Raw genomic sequence first — 26,897 nt, forward strand, 5'->3', positions numbered from 1 at the left:
CTGTGGTACCCTGACCGAGAGGGGGCGATCCCATGGATTCCGAGAAGAAGGGGGCCGCAAGCCGCCGGGTGGTCTACCTCCGGGAGGAGGGAACCCTCCGTTTCGAGGTGCAGGTCTGCCGCTTCGATCCCCACGCCCGACACCGGCACTTTCACCCCGAGCGGGCCCTGGCCTTCATCCGGGAGGGAACCAGCCGCACCGTCCTGGGGACGACGGAACACCTCCTGGGTCCGGGGATGCTGGTGCACTTCCCGCCGGGCACTCCCCATTCCTGCGACCCCCAGGACCCCTCGTCGTGGCGCTACGACATGCTCTTCCTTCAGGGCCCGGAGGAACCCCTTCCCTTCGGGGGACCCGGAGCGGTGCTTCTTCCCCCGGAGGAGAGAAAGCCCCTGGGGCGGCTCTTCCGGGAACTGGCCTCCCTCCGCCTTTCCCCGACGGATCGGGAGCACCGGTTCTACGAACTGCTGGAGAGGGCCGCGGCCCTGCTGGGGGAAGGCATCCCCTTGGAACCCCCTCTCCGGGACCCCCGGATGCTTCCGGTGGAGGCCCTGCTTCGGGAACGGTTTCGGGAGGGGGTCTCTCTGGAGGAGCTGGCGGACCGGGCGGGGCTGAGCCGGTTCCACCTGGTGCGGGCCTTCCGGCGCCACGCGGGGATGCCTCCCCACGCCTTCCAGACGGCGTTGCGCATCAACGCCGCCAAGGATCTGCTCCGCCAGGGAATGGGGGTCCAACGGGTGGCCCAGGAGATGGGGTTCTTCGACCAGAGCCACTTCGCCGCCGCCTTCCGGGAGCGGTGCGGGGTCCGTCCTCGGGACTACGCCCGGGGGGAGCAAGTTTTTCCTATCCCCGAGGGGCCGAAGGGGGCATCCTGATCCTCAGGAAACATCCGCAGGAAGGGATGGGAACATGAAGGTGGTTCTGGTGGTGGATCAAGACCTGCCCCGGGGGCTTCAGGCCAACGCGGCGGCGGCGTTGGGGCTGAGCCTGGGGGCTCAGGAGGAGGGGCTGTGCGGCCCCGCGGTGACGGACCGGGCCGGAGGGGTCCACGGGGGCATCACCCGGGTGAACCTGCCGGTGCTGGCCGCCTCGGGGGAGCAGCTTCGGGAGCTGTACCGGCGAGCCCGAGAATCGGCGGACCTCCGGGCCCTGGGGTTCAGCTCCCTGGCCCAGCGCAGCCGGGATTACGAGACCTACCGCACCGCCATGGAGGGCACGGACCCGGGGGCCCTGGGGTTTTCGGGAATCTGCCTCTGGGGACCTCCCGGAGCGGTGAACGCCCTGGCGGGCTCCCTGAAGACCCTCAAGTAGCCTCACCCTCCGGAGAGGGGGCGAAGACCACCCGATCCCGCCCCTCCCTCTTGGCCCGGTAGAGGGCCTCGTCCGCCCGGGCCAGGAGGAGGTCCAGACGACCTCCCCCGCGCCCCCAGACCGCCCCGACGCTCATGGTCACCCGGACCTCCCCGGAACGGGTGGGCAGACCTCGGGACGAGAGATCCCGAAGAAGCCCCTCAAGCCTGGGACGGTTCTCCCCGGGGGAGGGGAACCCCAGCAGGAACTCCTCCCCCCCGTAGCGCCCGAAGAGATCCCCCTTTTCGAGGCGCTCCCCGATCCGGGAGGCGAAGGCCCGAAGCACGTCGTCCCCCACCAGGTGGCCGTGACGATCGTTCACCTCCTTGAACCGGTCCAGGTCGCAGAGGGCCACGACCACCCCGGTCCGCAGGAGAAGGCGCTCCAGCTCCTCCAGGACCGCCCGGCGGTTCAGGATCCCCGTGAGGCCGTCGTGTCGGGCCTGATGGATCAGGGCCGCCTTGGCCCCGTTCAGGGCCTCCTGAAGGGCCAGCATTCGTTCCCCCACCCGAAGCCGGGCCCGAAGCTCCTCGTTGTCGTAAGGTTTGGTGACGTAGTCGTTGGCCCCCGCCTCCAGCCCTTCCACGATACTCTCCTTCTCGCTCCTCCCGGTGAGAAGCACCACGTAGGGGGGGTCGTCGGGGTCCTCCCTCTCCCGAAGGCGCCGACAGGCCTCCACGCCGTCCACCCGGGGCATGGACCAATCCAGCAACACCAACCTCGCCGCCCCCGCCCCCTCCAGAAGCGCCAGGGCCTCCTCTCCGTCCTCCGCCACTACCGGCTCGAAACCCCACTTGCGGAGCACCGAGACCAGGAGGGTCCGGGAGGTCAGATCATCCTCCGCCACCAGAACCTTCACGGCCCATCGCCTCCACCCTCTCGCGGAACCGCAGGAACCGGACCCGCACCTCCGGGAGCCAGGAAGACAAGGCCTCCCCGTCGCCCCTTCGCCCCGCCTGCTCCATCTCCCAGGCCGCCTCCCGCAGGGCCTCCGCTCCCACGTTGGCGGCGGCCCCCTTGATGGTGTGGGCCCGAAGCCCCGCCTCCGCCGCCTCCCCCCGGTCCACCAGGTCCTCAAGCATCCGGAGCTGTCGGGGCAGATCCCCCAGGAAGGCTCGGTGGATCTCCGCCGCCAGGTCCTCGTCTCCCCCCAGGCGCCTCATCAGACCCTCCCGGTCGTAGTCCGGGGGGCTGGGAGTCTGCACCCCTTCCCCCGCCCCTTCCGCCCCCCCCGGCGAAACCTCCGAGGGGGCGTTATCCTCTCCCCCCAACCAGGGAGACAGGCTCTCCGCCAGGGTGGAAAAGTCCAGGGGTTTGGAGAGGAAGCCGTCCATCCCCGCCTCCAGGCACCGCTCCCGGTCCCCCTGCATGGCGTGGGCGGTCATGGCCACGATGGGGACCCGGGGGTTCCGGGCCCGGGACCCGGGAGCCCGGATGGCCCGAGTGGTCTCCACGCCGTCCATGCCGGGCATCTGCACGTCCATGAGCACCAGGTCGTAGTCCCCTTCCTCCAGCGCCCGAAGAGCCCCCAGCCCGTCCTCCGCCACATCCGCCCTCAGGCCCAGGCGACGCAGCATCCCCAGGGCCACCTGGCGGTTCACCTCGTTGTCCTCCACCAGGAGCGCCCGCCCCCGACGGCGCAGTTCCCGGATCCGATGGCGGGTCACCAGGGGCTGCTTCTCCCCCGCCAGCACCGCCGTAAGGGAGTCCCGCAGGTCCTGGTGGCGAAGGGGCTTGGTGAGGTAGGCGGAGAACCCGATCTCCTCCATCCTGTGGGCATCGCCTCTCTGTCCCATGGAGGTCATCATCACCAGCTTCAGGCCACCCAACTTCGGGTCCTCCCGGAGGATCCGCCCCAGGGTCTCCCCGTCCATGCCGGGCATCTGCATGTCCAGGACCGCCATCTCGAAGGGAACGCCCCTGGCCGAAGCGGCGCGGAGAACCTCCAGCGCCGAGGGACCGTCCGCCACCGCCTCCACCGCCATGCCCCATCCCGTCAGGCGGGCCAGGAGGATCTCCCGGTTGGTGGCGTTGTCGTCCACCACCAGGGCCCGGACTCCCTTCAGGTCCCGGGAGTCTCCTCCTCTGGCCCCCTCTCCCCCGGGCTGTTTGGCGAAGTCGAGGGTGAACCAAAACTCCGAACCCACCCCCTCCCGGCTGTGCACCCCAATCTCTCCCCCCATGAGTTCCACCAGGTTCTTGGAGATGGCCAGCCCCAGCCCCGTGCCCCCGTAGTGCCGGGTGGTGGAGGCGTCGGCCTGGGTGAACTTCTGGAAGAGAAGGTCCACCTTGTCCGCAGGGATGCCGATGCCCGTGTCCCGCACGGAGAACCGGACCTGCACCCGCTCCGGGGATTCGGAAACCCGCCGGGCCCGAACCACCACCTCCCCCCGGTGGGTGAACTTCACCGCGTTGCCCAGGAGGTTGGTCAGCACCTGCCTCAGCCTTCCGGGATCGCCCCGCAGGGCCGAGGGGACGTCGGGCTCCACGCTGCCCAGGAACTCCAGCCCCTTGGCCTGGGCCTGGGCAGCCAGGGCGGCGCCCACGTCGTCGAAGAGGGAGCGCAGGTCGAAGTCCACCTCCTCCAGGGCAAGGCGCCCCGCCTCGATCTTGGAGAGGTCCAGGATGTCGTTGAGCAGCCCCAGAAGGTTCTCCGCGCTGGCCTGGACGATCTCCCCGAAGTGGCGCTGTTCCGGGGTCAGGTCCGTGTCCAGGAGGAGCGCCGCCATCCCCAGGATGCCGTTCATGGGGGTCCGGATCTCATGGCTCATGTTGGCCAGGAAATCGCTCTTCGCCCGGTTGGCCTGGTCCGCCTGCAGGGCCATGCTCCGGGCCAGGGCTGTCTGTTCCTCCAGGCGGCGGTTCGCCTCCTGAAGGCGCGCTTCCGTTTCCACCCGGTCCGAGATGTCCCGGGCCACCGCGTAGATGAGGGTCCCGAAGGGGCGGGATCGCCATTCGATCCACCGATAGGTCCCGTCCTTGCAGCGGTAGCGGTTGACGAAGTCCAGCACCTCCTCCTGCCCTCCGAGGCGTCCCAAGGCTTCCAGGGTGGCGGGCAGGTCCTCCGGGTGCACCAGGTCCAGGAAACTCCGTCCCTCCAGTTCGCCCATGGCATAGCCCAACACCCGGGTCCATTCGGGGTTGAGGCGCACGAACCGCCCTTCGGTGGTGGCGATGCAGAGCAGATCCAGGCTGAGGGTGAAGTACCGGTCCAGCTCCTCCCCCGTGGCCCGCAGGGCCTTCTCCGCCTCCTTGAGGACCGTCTGATCCACCAGGTAGCCCCGAAGCCGTTCCACCTCCCCCGCCTCGTCCTTCTCCAGCACCGTGAAGTCCGCCACCCAGCGGTACTCTCCGTCCCGGCGCCGCAGGCGGTAGGACTGTTCGAAGTGGGATCGCCCCTGGTCGGCGTGGTCCCGGATCTCCCGGACCACCCGATCCCTGTCCTCCGGGTGAACCAGCTCCATGAAGAGAAAACCCTTCCGGGTCATCTCCTCCGGGGTGTACCCCCAGACCGCCTCCACGTTGCCGGAGACGTACTCCACCGTCCCCGTCTCGTCGGTCCCCCAGAGAAAGACCACCACGGGCCCCCCGGAGAAGAGGTCCCGCTCCCGGCGGATCGTCTCCAGGACCCGGCGGAGTTCCTCCGTGCGGGTCCCCACCTCCCGGGCCAGGAGAAGCCTGCGATTGGCCAGATACCCCGCGAAGACCGCCCCCGCCAGGGTGATCAGAAGCCCCGCCCCCAAAACCAGCCATCGCACCCAGGAAAGATGCTGGCCCCAAAAGGCCTCCCCCGGCGCGGGACGCAGGACGAAGGTCTTGCCGAAGGCGAACAGGGGGATCTGGTAGGCCTCCCAGGAAGGGGGAAGGGGACGGGAACGCCCCTGGGGGACCGAGGCCGCCAGGAGGAGAGGCTCCTTCCCCTCCCGAAGCTGCAACAGGGTCCACCGGACCCAGCTCCCCCCTCCGAAACCCCGAAGCACCGTCCGAAGCAGTGCCTCGTACCGGAACCAGGCGGCGGCATAACCCGCAGGATCGGGGGCCCCCGGGGCAGACACGGGGAGGTAGAGGAAGCCCACGGAAGGGTTCCCCCGTTCGTTGGCGGGGGTCAGGGGATCGGTGATGGTGGCGAACCCCGTCCGGGCCGCCTCCTCCAAGGCCGAGCGGCGTCGCGTCTCGGACCCCACGTCGAACCCCAGAACCGCCCGATTCCCCTCCTCCGGGAGGATCTGGCACACCGGGAAGAAGACCCGACGCCCCGAGGCGGGAATCGGCATCCCCCGCCCATCGAACTGCCAGACGCGGTAGTCCGGTCTCCCCTGGCGACGCATGGAGGTTTCGAAGGCCCGCAGGTCTCCCTCCCGCACCGCTGGCATCCAGAACAGTGCCTCTACGAAGGATTCCCGCACCAGAGGCTCCGCGTAACGGGCGAATCCCTCCTTCCCCACCTCGGGGTTCTGCTCCAAAAAGCGGGCCAGCCCCTCCAGGAGGAAACCCCGCAGGTCCCGGACCGCCATGGAGACCGCCGATACCTGGGGGGTCACGAAATGGAGAAAGGCCTTCTGGAGGGAGCGATCCTCCATCTGCCAAACCAGGGAGGCCGCCTGGAGGGAGAGCACCAGCCCCAGGACGCCCACGACCAGGGCCTCCTGGTGCCGAAGGGCCCGGGCAAGACGCACCGGGGACCGATCCCCTCGTCTCAGGAGGATCAGGGGGAGAAGGAGCAGAAGGAAGGAGAGGGGGAGGAGGGCGGCCCGGAACCGGTCCTTCTGCCAACCCGAGGCCATCCGGTCCATCCCCACCACCAGCATCACCTCGCCGGTTCGGGGGTCCAGCACCGGGGCAAAAGCGCTGACGAAGGATCCGTACTCGTCTCGAAAGGGCCCCGCCACCTCGGGGCGGGCGGTCTCGAAGACCCGCCGCACCTCGTCGGGGGGCTCCAGATAGGGGGTTCCGGGGGGAGAGGCCTGGGGGGCCCCCTCGTCGATGTTCTCCGGACCGAAGAGGATCCGCCCGCCCCGAAGGGCCATGGTGTAGATGCTCAGGTAGGAAAGGCCCTGGGAGGCATCGTCGGAACCGGCGCTTCGGTGGAGGGGATCCCCGTGGACGTGGCAGGGACGGAACAGCACCATCTGGGACCGCATCCGCAGGAAGGCGGGGTTGTCCCGATCCTCCGGGGAGAACCGAAGCCCCCGGACCAGCTCGGGATCCACCGCTGCCGCCAGCCAGAGGACCTGCTGGAGCAGATCCTCCTTCATGCGGGTTCCCGCAACCTGCACCGCCAGGGACACCAACACCAGGGAGACCGTCAGGAAGAGCCCCGCAAGCCCCCCCAGAAACCAGCGTCCTCTTCCTCGTCCGCGAAGGGCCTCCTCCACGGCGGCTTCCCCCTATCCCGGAAACTCCAGGCTCCGGGCCCGCCAGGCCCAGTTGCCCCCCTTCGACGCCGGACGGTTCATCCGGGCCGAACCGGGGAGGCCCTGGAGATCCTGAAGCGGCACCACCGCCAGGCGGGATGGGGACTGGAGGGCCAACCGGGTCAGCTCCCGCGGCACCTCCTCCGCCCCCACGGGGCGCCCCAGGTAGTCGAAGAGGGCCCGTTTCTCCTCCCCCGTGGCGTCGGAGGTCCACCAGCCCCGGGCGGTGTTGTTGTCGTGGGTCCCCGTGTAGACCACCCCCAGGGGCTCGTGGTTCGGGGGAAGGTGGGGGTTGTCCCCGTCGCCCCCGAAGGCGAACTGGAGCACCCGCATCCCCGGCAGACGGTAGCGGTGCATCAGGGCGATCACGTCCTCCGTGATGACCCCCAGGTCCTCCGCCACCAGGGGCAGGGGGGAGGGAACGCCGGGGGGCAGGTCCTCCACGGGAGGAACCCCGAAGGCGGCGTGGAGGGCGTCGAAGAAGGCCTTCCCCGGACCGGGGCGCCAACACCCCTTCACCGCCGTGGCCTCCCCCGCCGGGATGGCCCAGTAGCCGCAGAACCCCCGGAAGTGGTCGATGCGCACCGTGTCCAGCCCCCGCAGGGTCCAGCGCAGCCGGTCCACCCACCAGCGGAAGCCCTGGGCCTCCAGGACGTCCCACCGGAACAAGGGGTTGCCCCACCGTTGTCCCGTCTCGCTGAAGTAGTCCGGCGGCACCCCCGCCACCTCCACGGGCCGACCGGACGCATCCAGCTGAAAAAGCTCCCGGTGGGCCCAGGCGTCCGCCCCGTCGGCGGCCACGTAGATGGGCAGGTCCCCGAAGAGGTGCACCCCCGCCCCGGCACAGTGCCCCTTCAGGCGGTCCAGCTGCCGGTGGGCCAGAAACTGGACGAACCCCTCGAAGGCCATCCGTTCCCCCGCCGAGCCGTCCCGGTCCAGCGCCGCAAGGGCCTCGAGGCTGCGGTCCCGCAGAGCCTCGGGCCAATCGGTCCAGGGAACCCCGCCGAACCGCTCCTTCAGGGCCACGAAGCGGCACCAGTCCCGCAGCCACCCCGAGGCCTCGTCGGCGAAACGCTCCCGGTCCTCCCGGAAGCGCCCGTCCCGTCGGGCCCGGTCCCAGGCGGCGGCCAGCAGACGGTTCTTGGCGCGGACCGATCGTTCCAGCTCCGCCCGGTCCGGCCGGGCCGGGGCGATCCGGGCGGCGGCCTCCTCCCCCTCGTCGATCCATCCCTCTTCCCGGAGGTCTTCCGGGGAGACGAGGAGGGGGTTCAGGGCGAAGGCGCTGGGGGAGGCGTAGGGGCTGAACCCGAAGGCCCCCTCCACGGGCCCCAGGGGCAACACCTGCCAGACCGACCAGCCCCGGTCCCCCAGGGTCCGGGCGAACCCCCGGGCTCGGGGCCCCAGATCCCCCACCCCGTAGGGGCCGGGCAGAGAGGTCACGTGAAGCAGCACGCCCTTGCGTCGCCGGGAGAACACCCCATCCCCTCCTCAGGCAGGCTCGAAGAACGAAAAGGACAGCCCCGGCAGGTCCAGGCACAGGCTGTGGGGCCGACCGTGGCAGGGAACGTCCTCTCCCTGCCGCCCCCCCAGGTTGCCTCCCCCGGAACCGCCGTAGCAGGGCGCGTCGGAGTTCAGAAGCTCCCGCCAGAATCCCCCCCGGGGCACCCCCACCCGGTAGCCCCGCCGGGGCACGGGGGTGAAGTTCCCCACCCCCAGCACCGTCCCCCCGTCCCCGTCCAGGCGCAGGCAGGCCAGCACCCCTCCGGCGGAGTCGGTGCAGTCGATCCACTGAAACCCCTGGGGGGAGAAATCCAGCCGGTGCAGGGCGGGACGGCTGCGCAGCAGGGCATTGAGGTCCCTCACCCAGCGGCGCACCCCGTCGTGCAGAGGGTCCGTCAGGATGTGCCAGTCCAGGCTGCGGTCGTGGTCCCACTCCCCCTCCTGGCCGAACTCGTCCCCCATGAAGAGAAGCTTCTTCCCGGGATGGGCGAACATCCACCCGTAGAGGAGCCGGAGCCCCGCCGCCTTGTTCCAGGAATCCCCCCACATCTTGCCCCACAGGGAGCCCTTGCCGTGCACCACCTCGTCGTGGGACAGGGGCAGGAGGAAGTTCTCCGTGTAGGCGTACCACATGCCGAAGGTAAGCTCGTTCCAGTGCCATCGGCGGTGGATGGGGTCCCGGCCCATGTGGGCCAGCACGTCGTGCATCCACCCCATGTTCCACTTCATGCCGAACCCCAGCCCCCCCAGGAAGACCGGGCGGCTCACCTGGGGCCAGGCGGTGGACTCCTCCGCGATGGTCTGGATGCCCTCGTAGCGGCCGTAAAGCTCTCCGTTGGCATCCTGAAGGAACTTCACCGCCTCCAGGTTCTCCCGCCCCCCGTAGCGGTTGGGGACCCACTGCCCCTCCTTGCGGGAGTAGTCCAGGTAGAGCATGGAGGCCACCGCGTCCACCCGCAGGCCGTCGGCGTGGTACCGATCCAGCCAGAAGGAGGCGGAGCTGGCCAGGAAGCTGCGCACCTCGTTGCGCCCGTAATTGAACACCCCGGACTTCCAGTCCGGGTGGAACCCCTGCCGGGGGTCCGCGTGCTCGTACAGGCAGGTGCCGTCGAAGAAGGCCAGGCCATGGCCGTCCTGGGGGAAGTGGGAGGGCACCCAGTCCAGGATCACCCCGATGCCTCGGCGATGCAGCTCCTCCACCAGGGCCATGAAGTCCTGGGGGTCCCCATAGCGCCGCGTGGGGGCGAAGTACCCCAGGGTCTGGTACCCCCAGGAACCGTAGAAGGGGTGCTCCATCACCGGCAGGAACTCCACGTGGGTGAACCCCATCTCCTGGACGTAGTTCCCCAGGCGCGCACCCAGCTCCCGGTAGCCCAGGAAGCGGTTTCCCTCCTCCGGGACCCGCTGCCAGGAGCCCGGATGCACCTCGTAGACCGACCAGGGAGCCCCCAGGGCGTTGCGCTCCCCCCGGGAGGCCATCCACGCCCCATCTCCCCAGTCATAGTCCAGGGACCACACCCGGGAGGCGCTCTTGGGCGGGGCTTCCCAGGAGACGGCGAAGGGGTCCCCCTTCTCGAAGAGCCGCCCCTGCACCTGGGAACGAAGGCGGTACTTGTACAGCGCCCCGGGGCCCACCCCCGGGACGAAGCCCTCGTGGATCCCCGACCCGTCCCACCGGGAGGCCAGACGGTGCGCCCCGTCGTCCCACCCGTTGAAGTCCCCCACCACGGAGACCCACTCCGCGTTGGGAGCCCACACGGAGAAGAGGGTCCCCGGGACGCCCTCCACCGTCATGGGGTGGGCCCCCAGGACCTCGTAGAGCCTCGTGTGGTTCCCCTCCCGAAACAGGTAGAGGTCGTAGTCCGTCAGGAGGCTCACGCCATGCACCACCGATCCGGCCATCCCCTCGCCCCCCTCGTGTCGTGATGCCCCATTTTACCCTCTAACGGCTTCCCGGGGAAAAGTCGCCTCCCCCCGGTGCGTTCCATGGACTATACTGACCCTCCGAGCCCCACCCTGCGGCGCCCCTTCGGGGCCGCGCCGCCCCATCCCCCCTTGCGAGGTGCCCCATGGATTCCCACGATTACATCGGCGTCCGAGACGCCAGCGAACACAACCTGAAGCACCTTTCCCTGAAGATCCCCAAGAGGAAGATCGTCCTGTTCACGGGCATCTCCGGCTCGGGGAAGTCCTCCCTGGTCTTCGACACCATCGCCGCCCAGTCCCGAAGGGAGCTGCACGAGACCTTCCCCTCCTTCGTCCAGCACCTGCTGCCCCGGTACGACCGACCGGAGGTGGCGGCCCTGGAGAACCTGCCCGTCACCATCCTCATCGACCAGAAGCCCGTGGGGGCCAACATCCGCTCCACCGTGGGCACCTACACGGACACCCACGCGCTGCTTCGGCTCCTCTACTCCCGCATGGGCAAACCCTTCGTGGGCTACTCCGACGTGTTCTCCTTCAACCACCCCAAGGGGAGCTGCCCCTGCTGCGAGGGGCTGGGCTTCGTGGAGGACATCGACGAGTCCCTGCTCCTGGACCGGGACAAGTCCCTGAACGAAGGGGCCATCCGGTTCGTCAGCTTCGGGGTGGACACCTGGCGCTGGAAGCGCTACGTCTACAGCGGCCTCTTCGACAACCACAAGAAGGTGCGGGACTACACCCCCCAGGAGCTGGACCTGCTGCTCCACGCGCCGCAGCAGAAGGTCCCGAACCCTCCCGCCCGGTGGCCCAAGACGGCCCTGTACGAGGGCCTCGTCCCTCGCATCAAGCGGTCCATCCTGCACCAGAAGGAGGCGGACCACCACCGGGAACAGATCGCCCAGCTGGTCACCCGCATCCCCTGCCCCTGCTGCGGGGGCCTAAGACTCAACGCGGAGGTCCTTTCCTGCCGCATCGGGGGGCTCCACATCGCCCAGTTCACCGCCCTCTCCGTCGACGGGGGCATCGCGTTCCTGGAGGGTCTGGACCCCGGCCCTTTCCGGGATCTGACCGAGGCCCTTCTCGCGAGGCTGCGCACCCTCTCGGGCATCGGCCTGGGGTATCTGTCCCTGGATCGCCCCACCACCACCCTTTCCGGAGGGGAGGCGGCGCGGGTGAAGCTGGCCAAGTTCCTGGGAAGCAGCCTCTCGGACCTGGTCTACGTGATGGACGAGCCCAGCGCGGGGCTGCACGCCTACGACATCGAGCTGGTGAAGCGGGCGGTCCTGCGGCTGAAGGAGCGAGGGAACACGGTGCTGCTGGTGGAACACCATCGGGACTTCTTCGACATCGCCGACCTGGTGGTGGAGCTGGGGCCCGGGGCGGGGGAAAAGGGCGGAGAGATCACCTTCCAGGGAACCCCTTCGGAACTGCGGGGATCCGAAACCGCCACGGGTCGGGTCCTGCGGGAGGGGGCGGCCTTCCGTCGCCCGGGCCGGGAACCCAAGGGCTTCCTGGAGGTCCGGGCCGGAGGCCGCCACAACCTGAAGGGAGTGGACGCCCGGTTTCCCCTGGGCTGTCTGACGGTGGTCTCGGGGGTGGCGGGCAGCGGCAAGAGTTCCCTGGTGGAGGAACTGATGCGCCAGAACCCCGATCGCCCCTTCACGGTCATGGAACAGGGGGCCGTGGGGGTCCAGTCCCGATCCACCCCGGCCACCTATCTGGGGTTCGCCGACGCCCTCCGGGACCTCTTCGCCGCCCGAACCGGCCAGAGCAAGGGGCTGTTCAGCTTCAACTCCGCCGGGGCCTGTGGGGAGTGCAAGGGCAAGGGGTGGATCGAGACCAACATGGCCTTCATGGGGACGGTCTCCCACCTCTGCGAGGCCTGCAGGGGGAGGCGGTTCTCCCCGGAGGCCTGCGCCCATCTGTACCGGGGCCTCTCCATCGCGGACCTCTACGACCTGGACGTGGACCGGGCCCTGGACTTCTTCCGGGAGGAGGAAGATGCCCTGGCCGCCCCCCTGCGGCAGCTGCAGGAGGTGGGGCTGGGGTACCTGCGCCTCAACCAGGCCCTGCCCACCCTCTCGGGAGGGGAACGGCAGAGGCTGAAGCTGGCGGCCTGCCTCGGGGGGCGGAAGCAGATCTACGTGCTGGACGAACCCACCTCGGGGCTCCACCTGCAGGACATCCGGGCCCTCATGGCCTGCTTCGAGAAGCTCCTGGACCAGGGCAACGCCCTGGTGGTGGTGGAACACAACCTGGACGTGCTCCGCGCCGCGGACTGGGTGGTGGACCTGGGGCCCCACGCGGGGGACCGGGGGGGGGAGGTGCTCTACCAGGGGCCGCCGGAGGGGTTGGTGGCCTGCGACCGCTCCGTCACGGCGCGGTATCTGTAGGGCGGGACGGAGCGTTTCCGGGGAAAAGGGGGAATCGGTTGCTATAATCCTCCCAACTTGCACCCTTACAAGAGGTGACCCCCATGGAAGAGCGACAACCCTACGGGAGCGTGACGGCAAAAACCCTCCGGGACCTGGCGGAGCTGGTGGGGCCCCGCAACGTGAGCGGCGACCCGGAGAAGCTGGCGGCGTACTCCCACGACGAGGTGCCCTCCGCGTCCCTGCCCGAAGCCACCCTGGCCCAGGCCCTGGTGTTCCCGGAGAGCACGGAGCACGTCTCGCTGGTGATGGCCTACGCGGACCGACACCGCATCCCCGTGACCCCTCGGGGGGCGGGGACGGGGCTTTCCGGCGGGGCGGTGCCCGCCTGCGGGGGCATCCTCCTCTCCTTCGAGAAGATGAACCGCATCCTGGAGCTGGACCGGGAAAACCTCACCGTCACGGTGGAACCCGGGGTGGTGACGGCGGAGATCAACCGGGCAGCGGCGAAGCACCGGCTCCTCTACGCCGGGGACCCCTGCAGCGGCGACGCCTCCTTCATCGGGGGCAACGTGGCGGAGAACGCGGGGGGCAACAAGGTGATCAAGTACGGCGCCACGGGAGCCCAGGTCCTGGGGCTGGAGGCGGTGCTGGCGGACGGGTCCGTCACCTGGTTCGGGGGCAAGCGGCGCAAGGACGTGACGGGGTACGACTTCGTCCACCTCCTGGCGGGCTCCGAGGGCACCCTGGCGGTGATCACGAAGATCATCCTGCGCCTGCTGCCCCTGCCCAAGCACACCACGGACCTGCTGGCCCCCTTCGGCTCCGTGGAGGAGGCCCTGGGGTTCGTCCCCCGCATCGTCATCGAAGCGGGGCTGCTGCCCGCGTCGGTGGAACTTCTGGACCGGCGGGCGGTGGAGGTGGCCATGCGCTACCTGAACGCCAAGCTGCCGGAACCCGACGCGGCGGCCCACCTGCTGATCCAGCTGGAGGGGAACGACCCGGAGGTGCTGGCGGACGAGGTGGAGAAGGTGGGGGACCTGTGCCTGGCCCACGGGGCGCGGCAGGTGTACGTGGCGGACAACCGCACCGCCCGGGACAAGCTGTGGAAGGCCCGCAAGGCGGTGCCGGAAGCCATCGTGGCGTTCCACTCCCGCTACGCCAAGGAGGACGTGGTGGTGCCCACGGGTTCCGTTCCGACGCTCATGGTGGCCCTGGAGGAGGTGGACCGTGCCTGGGGGGTGGAACACATCGCCTACGGCCACGTGGGGGACGGGAACATGCACGTCACCCTGCTGCCCCCGGAGGGACCGGAAGGGCCGGAGAAGCTCCGCGAGGCTCGCCACGACCTGTACCGCCGGGTGGCGGCCCTGGGAGGCACCCTGTCGGGGGAGCACGGCATCGGCCTCAAGCGCCGGGACGACACCCCCCTGTTCCTGGACGAGGCCCAACTGGCCCTGATCCGTCGGGTGAAGGCCGCCTTCGACCCCAAGGGCATCCTGAACCCCCGCAAGATCGTCCCGGGGAACTGAGGGCAACGAAAAGGGGCCGGAGCGGATCGCCGCCCCGGCCCCTCTCCTCTTGCGGTACTCCTACGCCTCCAGGTCCCGGAGGGCCCGGCGCTGCACCTTGCCGGTGCTGGACAGGGGCAGCTCCGTCACGAAGCGCACCTTTCGGGGGACCTTGAAGTGGGCCAGCCGCTCCTTGCAGAAGTCCACCAGCTCCTTGGGGGTGACGGAGGCCCCCTCCTGGAGGATCACGAAGGCCTTGACGATCTCCCCGGTCAGGGGGTTCGGCTCCCCCGCCACGGCGGCGGTGTGCACCGCCGGGTGCTCCTGGAGAACCCGCTCCACCTCCTGGGGGTACACGTTGAACCCTCCCACGATGAGGATGTCCGTGGCCCGCTCCAGGACCGTAACGAAACCCTCGTCGTCCAGGCGCACCACGTCCCCCGTGTCGAACCACCCGTCCACGAAGCGCCCCTCGGAGTTCGCCGGATCCCGGAAGTACCCCGAGGTGACCGAGGGCCCCTTCACCCAGAGCACCCCGTCCTGTCCGGGAGGCAGGACCTGCCCCTCCGGGCCCCGCACCTGCACCTGGTAGCTGTCCAGCACCGTCCCCACGGTGCCCAGCTTGCGCCTCTCGTAGTCCGGGTTCACGGACACCACGGGGGAACACTCCGTGAGGCCGTACCCCTCCAGCAGTCCCGCCCCCAGGAGATCCCGGGCCCGCCGGTCCAGCTGGGGGTTCAGCCGGTCCCCCCCGGAGATGATGAAGGAGAGGGATTCCGGCCGAGCCCCTCCCCGGCCCACCGCCCCCAGGAGGAGGGAGATCATGGTGGGCACCGCCACGATCCCCGTCACCCCGGCCTGGCGGATGGCTTCCAGGGCCGCCTCGGCGGGGATGAAGGTGGGCAGAATGGCCTGTCCCATGGAGCAGAGAAGGGGCAGTACCCCCGCCACGCTGAAGCCCAGAGTGTGGAAGTTGGGCAGGGCGTTGAGAAGCACCCCCCCGGGGTTCAGATAGGGGATGTGGCGGGTCACCGCGGAGGTGTTGTCCAGGAGGTTGCCGTGGCTGATGGGCACCGCCTTGGGAAGCCCCGTGGTGCCGGAGGTGCTGAAGACCACCGCCGTGTCCGCCCCGTCCGGGGCCCCCCCCCGGCCGGTGAAGTCCCCCAGGGGCCCCTCGGCGGAGGCCGCCGTCCAGGGGAGGTTCAGGGGCGCCAGGGCGGAGGCCAGTTCGGGCTTCTCCGCAGGCACCACCGCGGAGTGGACGTCCAGCATCCCCAGGGTCCGCTGCATCCCCTGGATCCCCGCCTTGAGGTTCAGGGGAGCGATGGCCCCTCCCAGGCGCCAACAGGCAATGGACAGGGCCGTGAGCAACGGAGAGTTGGGCAGAGGGGCGGCCAGGCGCATCCCCTCCCCGAAGCCCGACCGCGCCAACGTGGACTCGCAGGACCGAACCAGCCGGGACAGGTCCTCCCGGCTCCACCAGGACCCCTTCCACCAGATACAGGGGGCTGCGGGGTCCTCCCGCAGCCGTTCGAGAAGGGCCTCCTCCAATCGCTCCGCCATGGGCGTCTCTCCTCTCTGTGAAAGGTCCCCCAGGAGATCGGACCTGCAAATCCAAGGCATCCCCCCGGTTTCCCTCGGGAACACCTTATTCTACAGGGGCCAAAGGACCTTGTCCCCGGCAAACATCGCGCCCCCGTTCCCTATCGGCGCATCCAGATCCGCTTCTGGAAACGCCCCATCCCGTCCAGGGCGTAGAGGAGAGCCGCCGCCTTGTTGCGCGGCCCGTGGGTGGCCGCGTCGATGGTGAGGGTCCCGTGGGCCAGGGAGAGATTGCGGGTGGCCGCCAGGGCGTGGCGGATCCCGTCGGGACGGTAGGAGGAGGCCCGCTCCAGGGCATCCGCCGCCCACTTCACCCCGTCGTAGGCCAGGACCCCCGGGACCACCAGGGATCGGGGCAGGGGATCCCGGTACTTCTGTCGGTAGGCCTTCAGGAAGGGTTGGAGCCCCGGGTCTCCCGGCGCCGCGTGGACCAGCCACCAGGTCCGGTTCAGGGCGCTCCCGCCCTGGGCCCAGAGGGAATCGTCGTACCCCGTGCCCCCGAGGACGGGCCCTTCGAACCCCGCCTCCCGGGCCTGAATCAGCAGCCGGGCCAGGATCCTGCCGGAGGCGGGGAACACCAGGACCTCCGTGCCCGCGTCCCTCACCACCCCCAGGGCGGGGGCGATGTCCTGCTCCGGCCCCTCCACCCCGAACCGGGCGGTCACCACCCCTCCCAGGCGCCGGTAGGCCGCCTCGAAGGCCCGGTCCACCGCCACCCCCCGGGGGTCCTCCAGGGGAAAGAACAGGGCCGCGGTGCGCCGCCCCAATCCCTGTCGGATGAAGTAGGCCAGGAGCTTCCCCTCGTAGGCGTCGTCGAAGACCAGCCGGAAGACGTAGGGATACGGGCGGTCCGGGGCGGCCAGGGTGATCCGGGAATCCCCCCCCTCCAGGACCACCAGGGGCACCCGGGCGGAGGTGCTCCAGGGGGCCAGCGCCAGCCCCCCCTCGTTGCCGCAGGCCGCCAGGATCAGGGAGGGCCGCAGGGACTGGGTGGCCTTGCGAGCCAGGGGAAGGACCTTCTGCGGGTCCGGCGCGTCGTACCCCAACAGCCGCACCCGGTACCCCCGGACTCCTCCCTGGGCGTTGATCTGGTCCACCGCCAGCTGGGCCGCCTTGAGGCGCGCCTGCCCCACCGGCCCCTGAGGGCCCGTCAGGGCGGTGAGGAGCACCAGGCGGAACTCCCCCCCCTCGGGGCGTCGGTCCGCCACGATCCGGTAGACCAGGGCCCCCATCATGAGCACCACCGCCAGGATCCCCATGCCCGCCCAGAACCGCTGTCGCGGGGACAGACGCCGAAGCGGCCGTCCCCCGGAACCGTCCAGGGGGGGCAGGTTGCCCGGTCGGGCCTCGATCCCCCGGCCTCCCTCCTCCGGGTACAGGGTCAGGAGGACCCGCTCCAGGGCGGAGAGAACCCAGATGGCGGACTCCCGGGAGACCCCCAGGCGTTCCTGAAGGTGCTCCCCCAACCCCAGCAGCACGTCCCGTTCCAGGGGACGGTCCAAGGGGACCCCCTCCTGCAGCGCCTCCCTCAGGGCGAAGGAGAAGAGGAAGTTCTCCCTGCGGTAATCGTCGCCGCAACGCTCCTCCAGGAGCTGGGAAAGCTGGTCCGGGTCCTGAAGCAGTCCCGGACCGAACTGGGACAGCACCTCCAGAATCCGCTCCACCGATCGATCGTTCATCCTCCAGCCCTCCTCGCCCCCGCTCTCAGGCGGGAAAAACCCGGGGTCATTGTAGCGCCCTCCCGGGGCCGCCCCAAGTCGCCCCTTCCCAAGGGCGAGGGGGAACCGGCGGGACGGGGTTCTGCCTCACTATCTTGAGGTTCTGCTATACTCTTGATTGCTCCCGGCTCAATGCTGGGCTGCAAAGTGTTTCTCCGTCAAGAGGAGGTGACCGGGGCATCCCGTCCTTGGGGAGGAGGGGGGCTCCACGCGATGAAGCGAACCCGGAAGTACCGCAAGATGGTCCCGGTGAAGGAAGTGCTCCAACACCCCAAGGCCTGCTTCGTCCAGAACATCTTCACCCCCAACGGCAGCGCCGTCCTGGTGCCCAACAAAGTCCCCATCTGCGACCTGGTGGCAAGCCTTCCGGAACCGGAACGGCTGATCCGCTCCCTGGAGAGCCAGGGCATCCGGGAAGTGGAGCTGGAGTTCCGTCACCCCCTGGACGTCCAGAAGACCAAGGCCCTCCTGGAGGAGATCGATTCCTCCTTCCGGGTGGTGGACGCCCAGCTGAGCAGCCAGGTGGTGGAGGACCTCTCGGACATCTACTCCCGCCTCACCATCGACCAGAAGTTCCACTTCCCCCGGGGAGAGGTGGAGCGCCTGGGGGGGATGCTGGCGGAGGAGGTGGGCAAGGCCACCCACATCCTGATGTCTCTGGTGAACCCGGAGACCGCGGACACCTACACCCAGACCCACAGCCTCAACGTCTCCCTCCTCTCGGGCTACCTGGCCAAGCGGCTCTGCGAACTCAAGGGTTTCCACCCCTCCCTGGTGGAGAAGGCCATCCAGGCGGGGCTCCTCTTCGACCTGGGCAAGGCGACGCTCCCCCGGGAGATCCTGGAGAAGCCGGAACCCCTGGGGGCGGAGGAACTTCGAATCGTCCGCTCCCACCCCGCCGAGAGCGTCCGCATCGCCCGGGCCTCGGGGGTCTCCGATCCGGACATCCTGGAGGGCATCCTGCACCACCACGAGCGATGGGACGGCTCGGGCTACCCCGACGGGCTGACGGAGAAGAAGATCCCCGTGATCGCCCGCATCCTGGCGGTGGCGGACACCTTCGACGCCATGACCTCCCAGAGGGTGTACAAGAACGCCGTGTCCTCCAAGGTCTCCTTCAACTTCATCATGAGCGCCAACGAGACCCACTTCGACCCGGACGTGTGCCGGGTCTTCCTGAGCGGCATGGGCATCTACCCGCCGGGCTGCGTGGTGGAACTCTCCGACGGCACCGTGGGCACCGTGGCGGCCTCCACGGAGGGCAACCTCCTCCAGCCCAAGATCCTCCTCCAGGAGGGGGACCAGACCCGAATCATCGAACTCTGCCGGGAAGCCCACCGCAATCTCTTCATCAAACGGGCACTGGACGTCTAAAGAGAGAGGGGGGGAGGCGCCAGCCTCCCCCCCTCTCTTTGGCGTCGCCTCTTCGCCCCAACCTGCGGGGCGCCCCGCCTCCGCCCTCAGCCCGCGACGGTGAGCTCCCGGGGGAAGGCGTTGAGAGGTTCGCACCCCGTCTCCGTCACCGCCACCAGGTTCTCGATGCGCACCCCGAACTCTCCGGGCAGGTAGATCCCCGGCTCGATGCTGAAGACGTTCCCCACCTCCAGGGGCAGCTCGCTCCCCTCGATGATGTAGGGGGCCTCGTGGACCGCCACGCCGATGCCGTGCCCCAGGCGGTTGAGGAAGTAGTTCCCGTAGCCCGCGTCGGCGATCACCTTCCGCGCCGCCCGGTCCACCTCCTGGGCGGGCACCCCCGGGCGCACCGCCGCCTCCCCTGCGACTTGGGCCTGTCGGACGATCTCGTAGACTTCCTTCTGCTTCGCCGTGGGCTCTCCCACGAAGAGGGTCCGGGTGGTGTCGGAGCAGTAGCCCCGGTAGCGGCACCCCAGGTCGAAGATCACCAGGTCGTTCTCCTGGATCACCCGGTCGCACCCCCCGTAGTGGGGCATGGAACCGTTGGGCCCCGAGGCCACGATGGGCTGGAAGGAGAGATCCTGAGCCCCCAGCTCCTCGAACCACTCCAGGATCTTCTTGGAAAGCTCCCGTTCCACCTGCCCGGGACGCAGGTACGCCGCCAGACGCCGCACCACCTCGTCGGCCATCTTGGAGGCCTGGCGCATCTTGTCCAGCTCCTCCGGGTCCTTGCGGCGGCGCAGGGGCTCCAGCAGCCGGGCCCCGTTGAGGTACGTCCCCGGCAGCGCCCCCTGGGCGTCCAGCAGGTCCACCGCCCGCATTCCGTCGTTGACGGCGATGCGTTTGCCCGCAAGCCCCAGGGCCTCGCACCCCCGGGTCCAGGCACCCAGGAAGCCCTGGTGGTCCTCCCAGACCTGGAGGGGCACGTCCGCCCCCAGGGTGCACCCCATGTCCTCCTGATAGAGCATGGGGGTCAGGGCGAAGAGACCGCTTCGGGAGACCATAAGCCCCTTGGGGCGCTCGTCGGGAAACAGCACCAGGCCGGACAGATATTCCAGGTCCGAAGAGGGCCCCAGATACACCGCATCCAGTCCCTCCTCCTCCAAACGTCTCCGAAGCCGCGCAACCCGCTGCTGCTGCAACATGGAATCGTTCCTCCTCCCACGATTTCAGACCGAAGCCGAAGCTGATATTTCTATTCCCTGTTTCCACTTTACTTTTTCTTCTTCGTTCGTCAATCCGCCTGCGCCACCTCTTACCCCCAATGGGAAACTTTTGGTATGATACGTACGTTACGCGCGTTACGCACGGCTCCCCAGGCAACCACCAAGCGCACAGGGAGGTCGACGGGATGAAGCCCATCCGGATCCTGATCACCGAAGACGACCCCATGGTCTCCTTCATCGTGGGGCGCATCGTGCACTCCCTGGGGGATTTCCTGGTGGTGGGACAAGCCGCCACGGGAGCGGAGGCGTTGGCCCAGATCCAGAGCCACACGGTGGACCTGGTGCTCCTGGACCTCTTCCTCCCGGGCAAGCATGGCGATCAGGCCTTGGCGGAGCTTCGCGCCCAGCGTTTCCCCGTGGACGTGATCGTCATCACCGCCGCCACGGACCGTTCCCGGGCACTGGACGCCCTTCGACTGGGGGCCTGGGACTACGTGGTCAAACCCTTCTCCTACGACCGCCTTCGGATCGCCTTGGAGACCTATCGGGACGCTTTCCGGTATCGGGAAAACCTCCCGCCCCAGCTCACCCAGGACCACCTGGACCGGCTTTTCTACCCCGAGGGACGGGAGTTTCTCTCCTCCCTGGGCACCTTGGCCCATCGCGGGGACATGACGGACCGCATCCTGGAGATCCTCAACCAGGAGAGCGAGTCCATGGCGGCGGGGGAAGTGGCGGAAAAGCTCGGGGTCTCCCGCATCACCGTGCGCAAGTACTGCGAGGCCCTGGTGTCCGCAGGCCGCCTGGTCTCCAAGAACCACTACCAGTCCAAGGGACGCCCCATCAAGAAGTACCAGGTCCTCGACTGACCTCCCTGCCATGACCGCCCCCGAACCTCCCTATCCAGGCCTGACCCTCTTCGTCCCGCAAAGGCCGCTTCCCCTGCTGGTCCTTCGCCAGGGGCGAACCGTCCTCTGCAACGAGGCGGCGGAACGGTTCTGGGAAGTCCCCCCCGGGGGGCTTTGCGGCCTGCCCCTGCCACCGGAGCTGGCGACCCCGCCCGCGGTCCCCTCCGTCTCCTCCGCGTGGCGTCGTCTCCTCCCGTCGTCCCCTCGGGACTCCGAGACGACGGGCTTTCGGTACGCCCTGCCCGACGGACAGGGCACCCACGTCCTCCTGCTGGTCCGCCGGTCCTGCTGTCCCTCCGGCTCCCCGATCCCCCCGGAGCGCTCCACGTCTCCCCCCCTCCTGGATCTGGTGGGGAACCCCCTTCTCCTCCTGGGGCTCGACGGGACCATCCTGGGGGCGAATCGCCCCGCCTGCAAGCGCCTGGGAATCCCCCTGGAGGCCCTGCGCCGCCGAAGCCTCTACGACGTGACCCCCCTCCCGAACCGGGGACAGACCGCAGCCCTCCACCTCCGCGCCCTCCTGGAAGGCTCCTCCCTGGGAAACGGAATCCTTGCCACCCAAGACGGCTTTCCCTTCCCCGTGCCCATGCAGCTCTTCCTCGGGTTCTGGGAGGGGTGCCCCCTGCTGTTCCTGGGAGGGCGGGATCCCTTCTGCTCCCTCTCCTCCGAATCCCCGGGGGACCGACGACGCCGGCAACGCACCCTCCGGGCCCTCCTGGGGGCCTTCCCGGAACCGGCCTTCTTCCTGGACGTGCAGGGGTTCTTCCGGGACTGCAACGGCGCCTTCGAAGCCCTCACGGGGCTGTCTCGGGATCAGATGACGGGACGCCTCTTCGCGGACCTCCCCCTGGACTCCCTCTCCCGGTTGGACCCCCTGGAGAGCCGCACCCTCTCCCTGGACTTCTCCGGCCCTTCGGGAACGCGCCAGTTCCTCCTGCGCCGTTCTCCCTGCAACGACGGCAAGGAAGAGGGCCTCCTGGGAATCCTCTTCGACGTCACGGAACGGGCCCGGGGGGAGGCGATCCTTCGGGAGGCCCGCAAGGCGGCGGAGGAGGCGGACCAGGCCAAGAGCGCCTTCCTGGCCCAGGTGAGCCACGAGATCCGCAACCCCCTGAGCACCCTCCTGGGGCTGTCGGAACTCTGCCTGGGGACCCCTCTCCAGCCGAGGCAGCGCCACTGGATCCAGAGCATCCACCAGGCCTCCACCCATATGCTGCGCATCGCCAACGACGTTCTGGACCTCTCCCGGGTGGAGGCGGGAAAACTGGAGCTGCAGCAGGTTCCCTACTCCCTGCCCCAGCTCCTCCGGGATGCCCTCAAGGCCGTTCTGCCACAGGGGGAGGCCAAGGGACTCGCCCTGGCCCTGCGGGAGGAACCGGGCCTTCCGGAACGCCTCCTGGGGGACCCGGGACGGATCCAGCAGATCCTGGTGAACCTGCTGACCAACGCGGTGAAGTTCTGCGATCGGGGACGGGTGGAGCTGCGCGCCCGGAAGGACCCGCAGGGACCCTGGCTGGAGCTGGCGGTGGAGGACACGGGGCAGGGCATCGAGCCGGAGGACCTTCGGCGGGTGTTCCAGCCCTTCTGGCAGGCTTCGCCTTCCACCTCCGCCCAGGGCATGGGGCTGGGGCTTCCCATCGCCCTCCAGCTGACCCGAAGCATGGGAGGAAACATCGAGGCGAGCAGCCTTCCCGGTTCGGGGACCACCTTCCTGGTCCGCCTGCCCCTGGAGGAGGCCGAGGCGGAGCCGTCCCCCTCCCTCTCCCCGACCTGCGCCCGTGCCCCGGAGGTGCCCGGCGAGAAGACCCCCGCGCCCCTGCGGATCCTCCTGGCGGAGGACAGCCCCATGAACCGGGAACTCATGGAGACGGTGCTGACCCTCTGGGGACACGGGGTGACCGCCGTCTCCAGCGGCCGCCAGGCCCTGGAGGCTCTGGAAAGGAACCCCTTCGACGTGGCGATCCTGGACATCCAGATGCCCGACGGAGACGGGCTGTCCACGGCCCGGCACATCCGATGCCGGGAGGAGGGGACGGGATGTCGGCTCCCCCTGGTCGCCCTCACCGCCTACGCCATGGAGGAGGACCGGATCCGCTGCTTGGAGGCGGGCATGGACTGCTACCTCGCCAAGCCCGTGAGCCTCCAGACCCTCCAGAAGACCCTGGAGGGTCTGATCCCCCCCACCGCCGACCTCGGGCAGCCCCCGGCCCCTCCCTGCGAAGCCCTCGATCCCGCCCCGGATCTGTCCGTCCTGGCGGACCTCACGGGGGGCCGGGAGGACCTGATGCGTCGGGCGGTGCACCTGTTCTTCCAGGGAACCCCCCTGATGCTGGAAAACCTTCGGGTGGCCCTGCTTCGGGACAACCCCAAAGGGGTGGAGGCGGCGGCCCACCGCCTCAAGGGCAGCCTGTCCCACCTGGGGGACCCCGAGGCCACCCGCCTGGCGGAGGAGCTGCACCACCTCCATCAGGAACCCCAGGAGGTGCTCCTGCCCCTCCTGGAGTCGCTGGAGAACCGGGTGGAGCGTCTCCACGCCCACTTCCGCGCCCGGGGCTGGCTGGGGGAGGAGGGGGAGTAGCCTCCGTTTTCCACCGGGACTCCTCCATCGGAAGGCCCGGCTCCCCGTCCGTCTCCGGAAAACCTCGACACCCTTTCGGGGGGTCTTCGTTTTTTTGACGGATCTCCCGTTCCCGACGCACCATAGGACCGCTGCGCCCAGATCCCCTATCATGACAGTGGGGGCCGATGCTCTCCGCCCCCAACCCAGGGAGGTGGAAACATGGCATCACATGCCGAGGTGCAACTCCAGGACGTGCTGGACCTGAACTTCCTCCAGAAGTTCCAGGACGCCTTTGCCCAGGCCATGGGCATGGCGGCCCTGGCGGTGGACACCCAGGGGAACCCCGTCACCCAACCGAGCAATTTCTCCGAGTTCTGCATGGAGATCACCCGAAAGAGCCCCGAGGGAGGCCGGCGGTGCAGCGAATGTGACGTCCGGGGCGGACAAGAGGCGGCCCGCACGGGAAAGCCTTCGGTGTACTTCTGCCACGGAGGGCTCATGGACATGGCGGCTCCCATCATGGTGGAGGGACGCCAGATCGGCAGCATGCTGGCGGGACAGGTGCTTCCCCAACCCCCGGACGAGGATAAGTTCCGCCGCATCGCCCGGGAGATCGGGGTGGACCCGGAGGCCTACGTCCGGGCGGTGCGGAAGGTCCGGGTGGTCCCGGAGGGGAGCATCCGGGCGGCGGCGGACCTGCTGTATCTGGTGGCCAACACCCTGTCCCAGATCGGCTTCGAGAAGTGCAAGAAGGCTCGCCTCAGCGGAGACTACGAGGACATCGCCGCCTCCATGGTGGGGGACGTGTCGGCCCTTTCCGATCGGGCCCGGGCGCTTCAGGAGCAGGTGGAATCCCTGGTGGAGACTTCCGGGATGCTCCTGTCCAGCTCTTCGGAGGCGAAGAAGAAGGTGGCGGAGACCGACGAGATCCTCCGGTTCATCCGCAACGTGGCAGGACAGACGAAGCTTCTGGGTCTGAACGCGGCCATCGAGGCGGCCCGAGCGGGGGACCACGGCAAGGGCTTCGCGGTGGTGGCCGACGAGGTGCGCAAGCTGGCGGAGGTGAGCGTGTCCGCCGCGGGGAAGATCGAAGAGATCCTCCAGAGCATCCACGGGGGCATGGTGGGGATCGAAGAGGGCATCCGGCGCACCGGTTCGGTGGTGGAGCAGCACACGGAGCACATGAACGAGATTCTGGAGGTCATAGACCGGCTCTCGGAGTTCTCCGGACGGCTCCGCACCGCCTCCGAACTGGCCCGCAAGGAGGCCTGACCCCGCACCGCAGCAGTCGGGGGAGGGGCTTTGCGCCCCTCCCCCGACCCGTTCCGGACGGTTCCCCCGACGCCCCTATCGGCCTCCCGAAAGGGCCAGGTCGGAGCCTCCCTCCACCTTGAAACGCTCCAGCAGCCCGTGCATCCGCTGGGCCCCCGTGGCCATGGACTGGGCCTCCTGGGCCACCCCTTCGGAGGCCTTGGTGGTCTCCACGGCAGACTTGCGGATGTTCTCGATGCTCTCCACCACCTCCACGGTCCCCTTGGTGACCTGGTCGATCCCCGTGGCCATCTCCGCGCTGGCGGCGGCCTGCTCCTGGGCCACGGAGGCGATGTTCTGCATCACGTCGTTGATCCTCCCGATCTCCTCCAGGGCGGTCTCCAGACCCGAACGGGCCTCCTGGGCCCGCTCCACCGTGGCGGCCATGATGGAGGAGGTCTGCTCCGTCACCCGGATGGAAGCCTCCGCGTGCCCCTGGAGCACCCCGATGATCTCCCCCACCTGTCGGGCCGCCCCGTTGGACTCCTCCGCCAGCTTGCGGACCTCCTCCGCCACCACGGCGAAGCCCCGTCCCGCCTCCCCCGCCCGGGCCGCCTCGATGGCGGCGTTTAAGGCCAGCAGGTTCGTCTGGTCCGCGATCTGGGAGATGGTGGCCACGAAGCCCGTGATGCCCTTCACCGACTCCGCCAGCTCCCGGATCTTGGCGGTGGTCTCCAGGGAACGCTGGTTCACCGCCTGGACCTCTTCGATGACCCCCTTCACGGTCTTCACGGCGGATTCGGAGACCTCCGTGACCCGGGAGGCCACCTCCGCCCCCTCCGTGGCGCTGTTCGCAGCGCTGGTGGCCCCGGAGGAGACCTCCTCCACCCCCGCGTTGGTCTCCTCCAGGGCAGCGGAGTTGGACTCGGAGAGGTGGGCCACCTGCTCGATGGCCCCTCGGACCTCCTCCATGGAGGCCACGGACTCCTCCGAAAGGGCCGCCAGGGATTCCGCCCGGGTGAGGGTCTCCTGGGCCTCTCCGCGGATGGCCCGAAGGGCCTCCCGGAGGGAGCCGAGCATCCCGTTCAGGCGTCCCGAGACCAGGGCCAGTTCGTCCCTCCCCCGGGCCTCGTAGGCCACGGTGAAGTCCCCTTGAGCCACTTGATCCGTGGTCTCGAAGAGGGAGCGGATGCTTCGGCTCAGCCCCAGAATGATGGACACCACGAGGCCCATCACCACCAGGAGCACCAGGGCGGAGATGAGGAGCTGGCTGTTGGTCATGGAGCGCACCACCCCGTCCCGCACCTCCAGGGGGTAGAGGATCCCCAGGATGAACCCCGCCTTGGTGGGGGCGAAGTAGATCCGCTTGTCCACCCCCTTGAGGGCGTAGTCCGAGAAACCGGGATGACCTCCCAGCATGGCCCTTCCCGCCGCCGTGGCGGATTCCTCCAGGGCGGCGGAGGTCTTGGTGATGTTCTCCTTCATGACCCATTCCGGGTTGGGAGCCGCCAGCACCAGACCCTCCCGGTCCACCAGGATCCCCGAGCCGTGGCCCAGCACCTTTTGGGCCACCACGAACTGGGAGAGGCTCTCCAGGTTGATGTCTCCCCCCACCACCCCCAGGACGCCCCCGGAGGGATCCGCCACGGCACAGGCGATGCTGATGACCAGCTTCTTGGTGATGCCGTCCACGTAGGGGGCGGTGTAGATCACCTTCCCCGGTCCCGCCGCCAGGGCGTCCTTGAACCAGGCCCGGTTCCGGGCGTCGTAGTCCACCGGCTCCTTCCACCCCGTGCCGTCGGCGAAGCGCCCCGATGCGGCGATCCCCATGAAGACGTCCTGGAAACCCATGTCCACGTTTCCCTTCGTGATCTGGGTCATGAGCTTTTCCAGCTGCTCCTCCGTCCGGATGTTCCCCTCCGTCCAGGCGTGCTGCACCGTCCCGGCGGCGTTGAAGACCACCTTCTCCATCCCCTGGAAGAGCAGGTCGATGTTCCGGGCGGAGGCTTCCACCGAGGCTAGCCCTGCCTGGTCGTACTGCTCGCTCATCACCGCGCGGCTCTTGAGGAACGTCGTCCCCGCCATGACCAGCGTCCCCACCAGAACCCCCAGTGCCAGGATCCACAGCCTCACCTTGATGGTCATCCCGATCCTCCCTTTCGGTACTGGCGTTCCCTACCTGTTACATTTTACTGAAGCAACGTTTCAT

16 protein-coding genes and 1 pseudogene are annotated in these 26,897 nt (G+C 69.1%); 9 read left to right on the forward strand and 8 right to left on the reverse strand.

Annotated elements, in window-relative coordinates; translation table 11 throughout:
• Positions 1-32 precede the first annotated feature (32 nt).
• Positions 33-875, forward strand: a complete 843-nt coding sequence (locus tag APAU_RS10870) for a helix-turn-helix transcriptional regulator (RefSeq protein WP_006301803.1) — start codon at positions 33-35, stop codon at positions 873-875.
• 34 nt (positions 876-909) lie between these two features.
• Complete coding sequence (locus tag APAU_RS10875) at positions 910-1,311, forward strand: DUF2000 domain-containing protein (protein WP_040345083.1); 402 nt, start codon at positions 910-912, stop codon at positions 1,309-1,311.
• Here the strand turns inward: APAU_RS10875 and APAU_RS10880 are convergent.
• From APAU_RS10880 to glgB, 4 genes are read right to left on the reverse strand one after another with little or no spacing between them, the layout of a single operon-like run.
• Positions 1,304-2,209, reverse strand: coding sequence for a GGDEF domain-containing protein (locus APAU_RS10880; protein ID WP_006301805.1), 906 nt, complete (start codon positions 2,207-2,209; stop codon positions 1,304-1,306). The genes APAU_RS10875 and APAU_RS10880 overlap by 8 nt on opposite strands.
• Positions 2,184-6,725 carry a CHASE domain-containing hybrid sensor histidine kinase/response regulator gene (locus APAU_RS14755; RefSeq protein ID WP_006301806.1) on the reverse strand — a complete coding sequence of 1,514 codons (4,542 nt, stop codon included), beginning with the start codon at positions 6,723-6,725 and terminating at the stop codon, positions 2,184-2,186. Before APAU_RS14755 ends, APAU_RS10880 begins: the two co-directional genes overlap by 26 nt.
• A gap of 12 nt (positions 6,726-6,737) precedes the next feature.
• Entirely contained in the window at positions 6,738-8,240 is a 1,503-nt protein-coding gene (gene malQ, locus APAU_RS10890; protein ID WP_006301807.1) for a 4-alpha-glucanotransferase, read from the reverse strand.
• Between the two features lie 12 nt (positions 8,241-8,252).
• Positions 8,253-10,166, reverse strand: a complete 1,914-nt coding sequence (glgB, locus tag APAU_RS10895; protein ID WP_006301808.1) for a 1,4-alpha-glucan branching protein GlgB — start codon at positions 10,164-10,166, stop codon at positions 8,253-8,255.
• 167 nt (positions 10,167-10,333) lie between these two features.
• On the opposite strand from glgB, the gene APAU_RS10900 reads away from it, so the two are divergent.
• Together APAU_RS10900 and APAU_RS10905 are read left to right on the forward strand one after the other, a co-directional pair.
• On the forward strand, positions 10,334-12,580 hold the full coding sequence (locus APAU_RS10900) for an ATP-binding cassette domain-containing protein (RefSeq protein WP_006301809.1): 2,247 nt from the start codon (positions 10,334-10,336) through the stop codon (positions 12,578-12,580).
• Positions 12,581-12,663: 83 nt separating this feature from the next.
• Complete coding sequence (locus APAU_RS10905) at positions 12,664-14,091, forward strand: FAD-binding oxidoreductase (RefSeq protein ID WP_006301810.1); 1,428 nt, start codon at positions 12,664-12,666, stop codon at positions 14,089-14,091.
• 60 nt (positions 14,092-14,151) lie between these two features.
• On the opposite strand, the gene APAU_RS10910 is transcribed toward APAU_RS10905, so the two are convergent.
• Positions 14,152-15,633, reverse strand: coding sequence for an AMP-binding protein (locus tag APAU_RS10910; RefSeq protein WP_006301811.1), 1,482 nt, complete (start codon positions 15,631-15,633; stop codon positions 14,152-14,154).
• Positions 15,634-15,773: 140 nt separating this feature from the next.
• Positions 15,774-17,351 (reverse strand): ABC transporter substrate-binding protein, encoded by a 1,578-nt coding sequence (locus APAU_RS10915; protein WP_006301812.1) that lies wholly within the window; start codon positions 17,349-17,351, stop codon positions 15,774-15,776.
• A 252-nt stretch (positions 17,352-17,603) separates the two neighbouring features.
• Here APAU_RS10915 and APAU_RS10920 point away from each other — a divergent pair, with 252 nt between their 5' ends.
• The gene (locus APAU_RS10920) at positions 17,604-18,764 is read left to right on the forward strand and encodes an HD-GYP domain-containing protein (RefSeq protein ID WP_006301813.1); all 1,161 of its coding nucleotides are present in this window, start codon (positions 17,604-17,606) and stop codon (positions 18,762-18,764) included.
• 86 nt (positions 18,765-18,850) lie between these two features.
• On the opposite strand, the gene APAU_RS10925 is transcribed toward APAU_RS10920, so the two are convergent.
• On the reverse strand, positions 18,851-19,948 hold the full coding sequence (locus APAU_RS10925) for a M24 family metallopeptidase (RefSeq protein ID WP_006301814.1): 1,098 nt from the start codon (positions 19,946-19,948) through the stop codon (positions 18,851-18,853).
• A gap of 206 nt (positions 19,949-20,154) precedes the next feature.
• On the opposite strand from APAU_RS10925, the gene APAU_RS10930 reads away from it, so the two are divergent.
• From APAU_RS10930 to APAU_RS14935, 4 genes and pseudogenes are all read left to right on the forward strand, one after another.
• A complete protein-coding gene (locus APAU_RS10930) occupies positions 20,155-20,838 on the forward strand; it encodes a response regulator (protein WP_006301815.1) in 684 nt (227 codons plus the stop codon).
• Positions 20,839-20,848: 10 nt separating this feature from the next.
• Positions 20,849-23,455, forward strand: a complete 2,607-nt coding sequence (locus APAU_RS12710; RefSeq protein ID WP_006301816.1) for a PAS domain-containing sensor histidine kinase — start codon at positions 20,849-20,851, stop codon at positions 23,453-23,455.
• A gap of 201 nt (positions 23,456-23,656) precedes the next feature.
• A pseudogene (locus APAU_RS14930) lies at positions 23,657-24,160 on the forward strand (PocR ligand-binding domain-containing protein); the annotation flags it as partial.
• A gap of 150 nt (positions 24,161-24,310) precedes the next feature.
• Complete coding sequence (locus APAU_RS14935; RefSeq protein ID WP_408626266.1) at positions 24,311-24,709, forward strand: methyl-accepting chemotaxis protein; 399 nt, start codon at positions 24,311-24,313, stop codon at positions 24,707-24,709.
• A 75-nt stretch (positions 24,710-24,784) separates the two neighbouring features.
• Here APAU_RS14935 and APAU_RS10945 read toward each other — a convergent pair whose 3' ends face one another.
• Positions 24,785-26,833 carry a methyl-accepting chemotaxis protein gene (locus APAU_RS10945; RefSeq protein WP_006301818.1) on the reverse strand — a complete coding sequence of 683 codons (2,049 nt, stop codon included), beginning with the start codon at positions 26,831-26,833 and terminating at the stop codon, positions 24,785-24,787.
• Between the last annotated feature and the right edge of the window lie 64 nt (positions 26,834-26,897).

It is taken from the genome of Aminomonas paucivorans DSM 12260 (assembly GCF_000165795.1).
GTDB lineage: Bacteria > Synergistota > Synergistia > Synergistales > Synergistaceae > Aminomonas > Aminomonas paucivorans.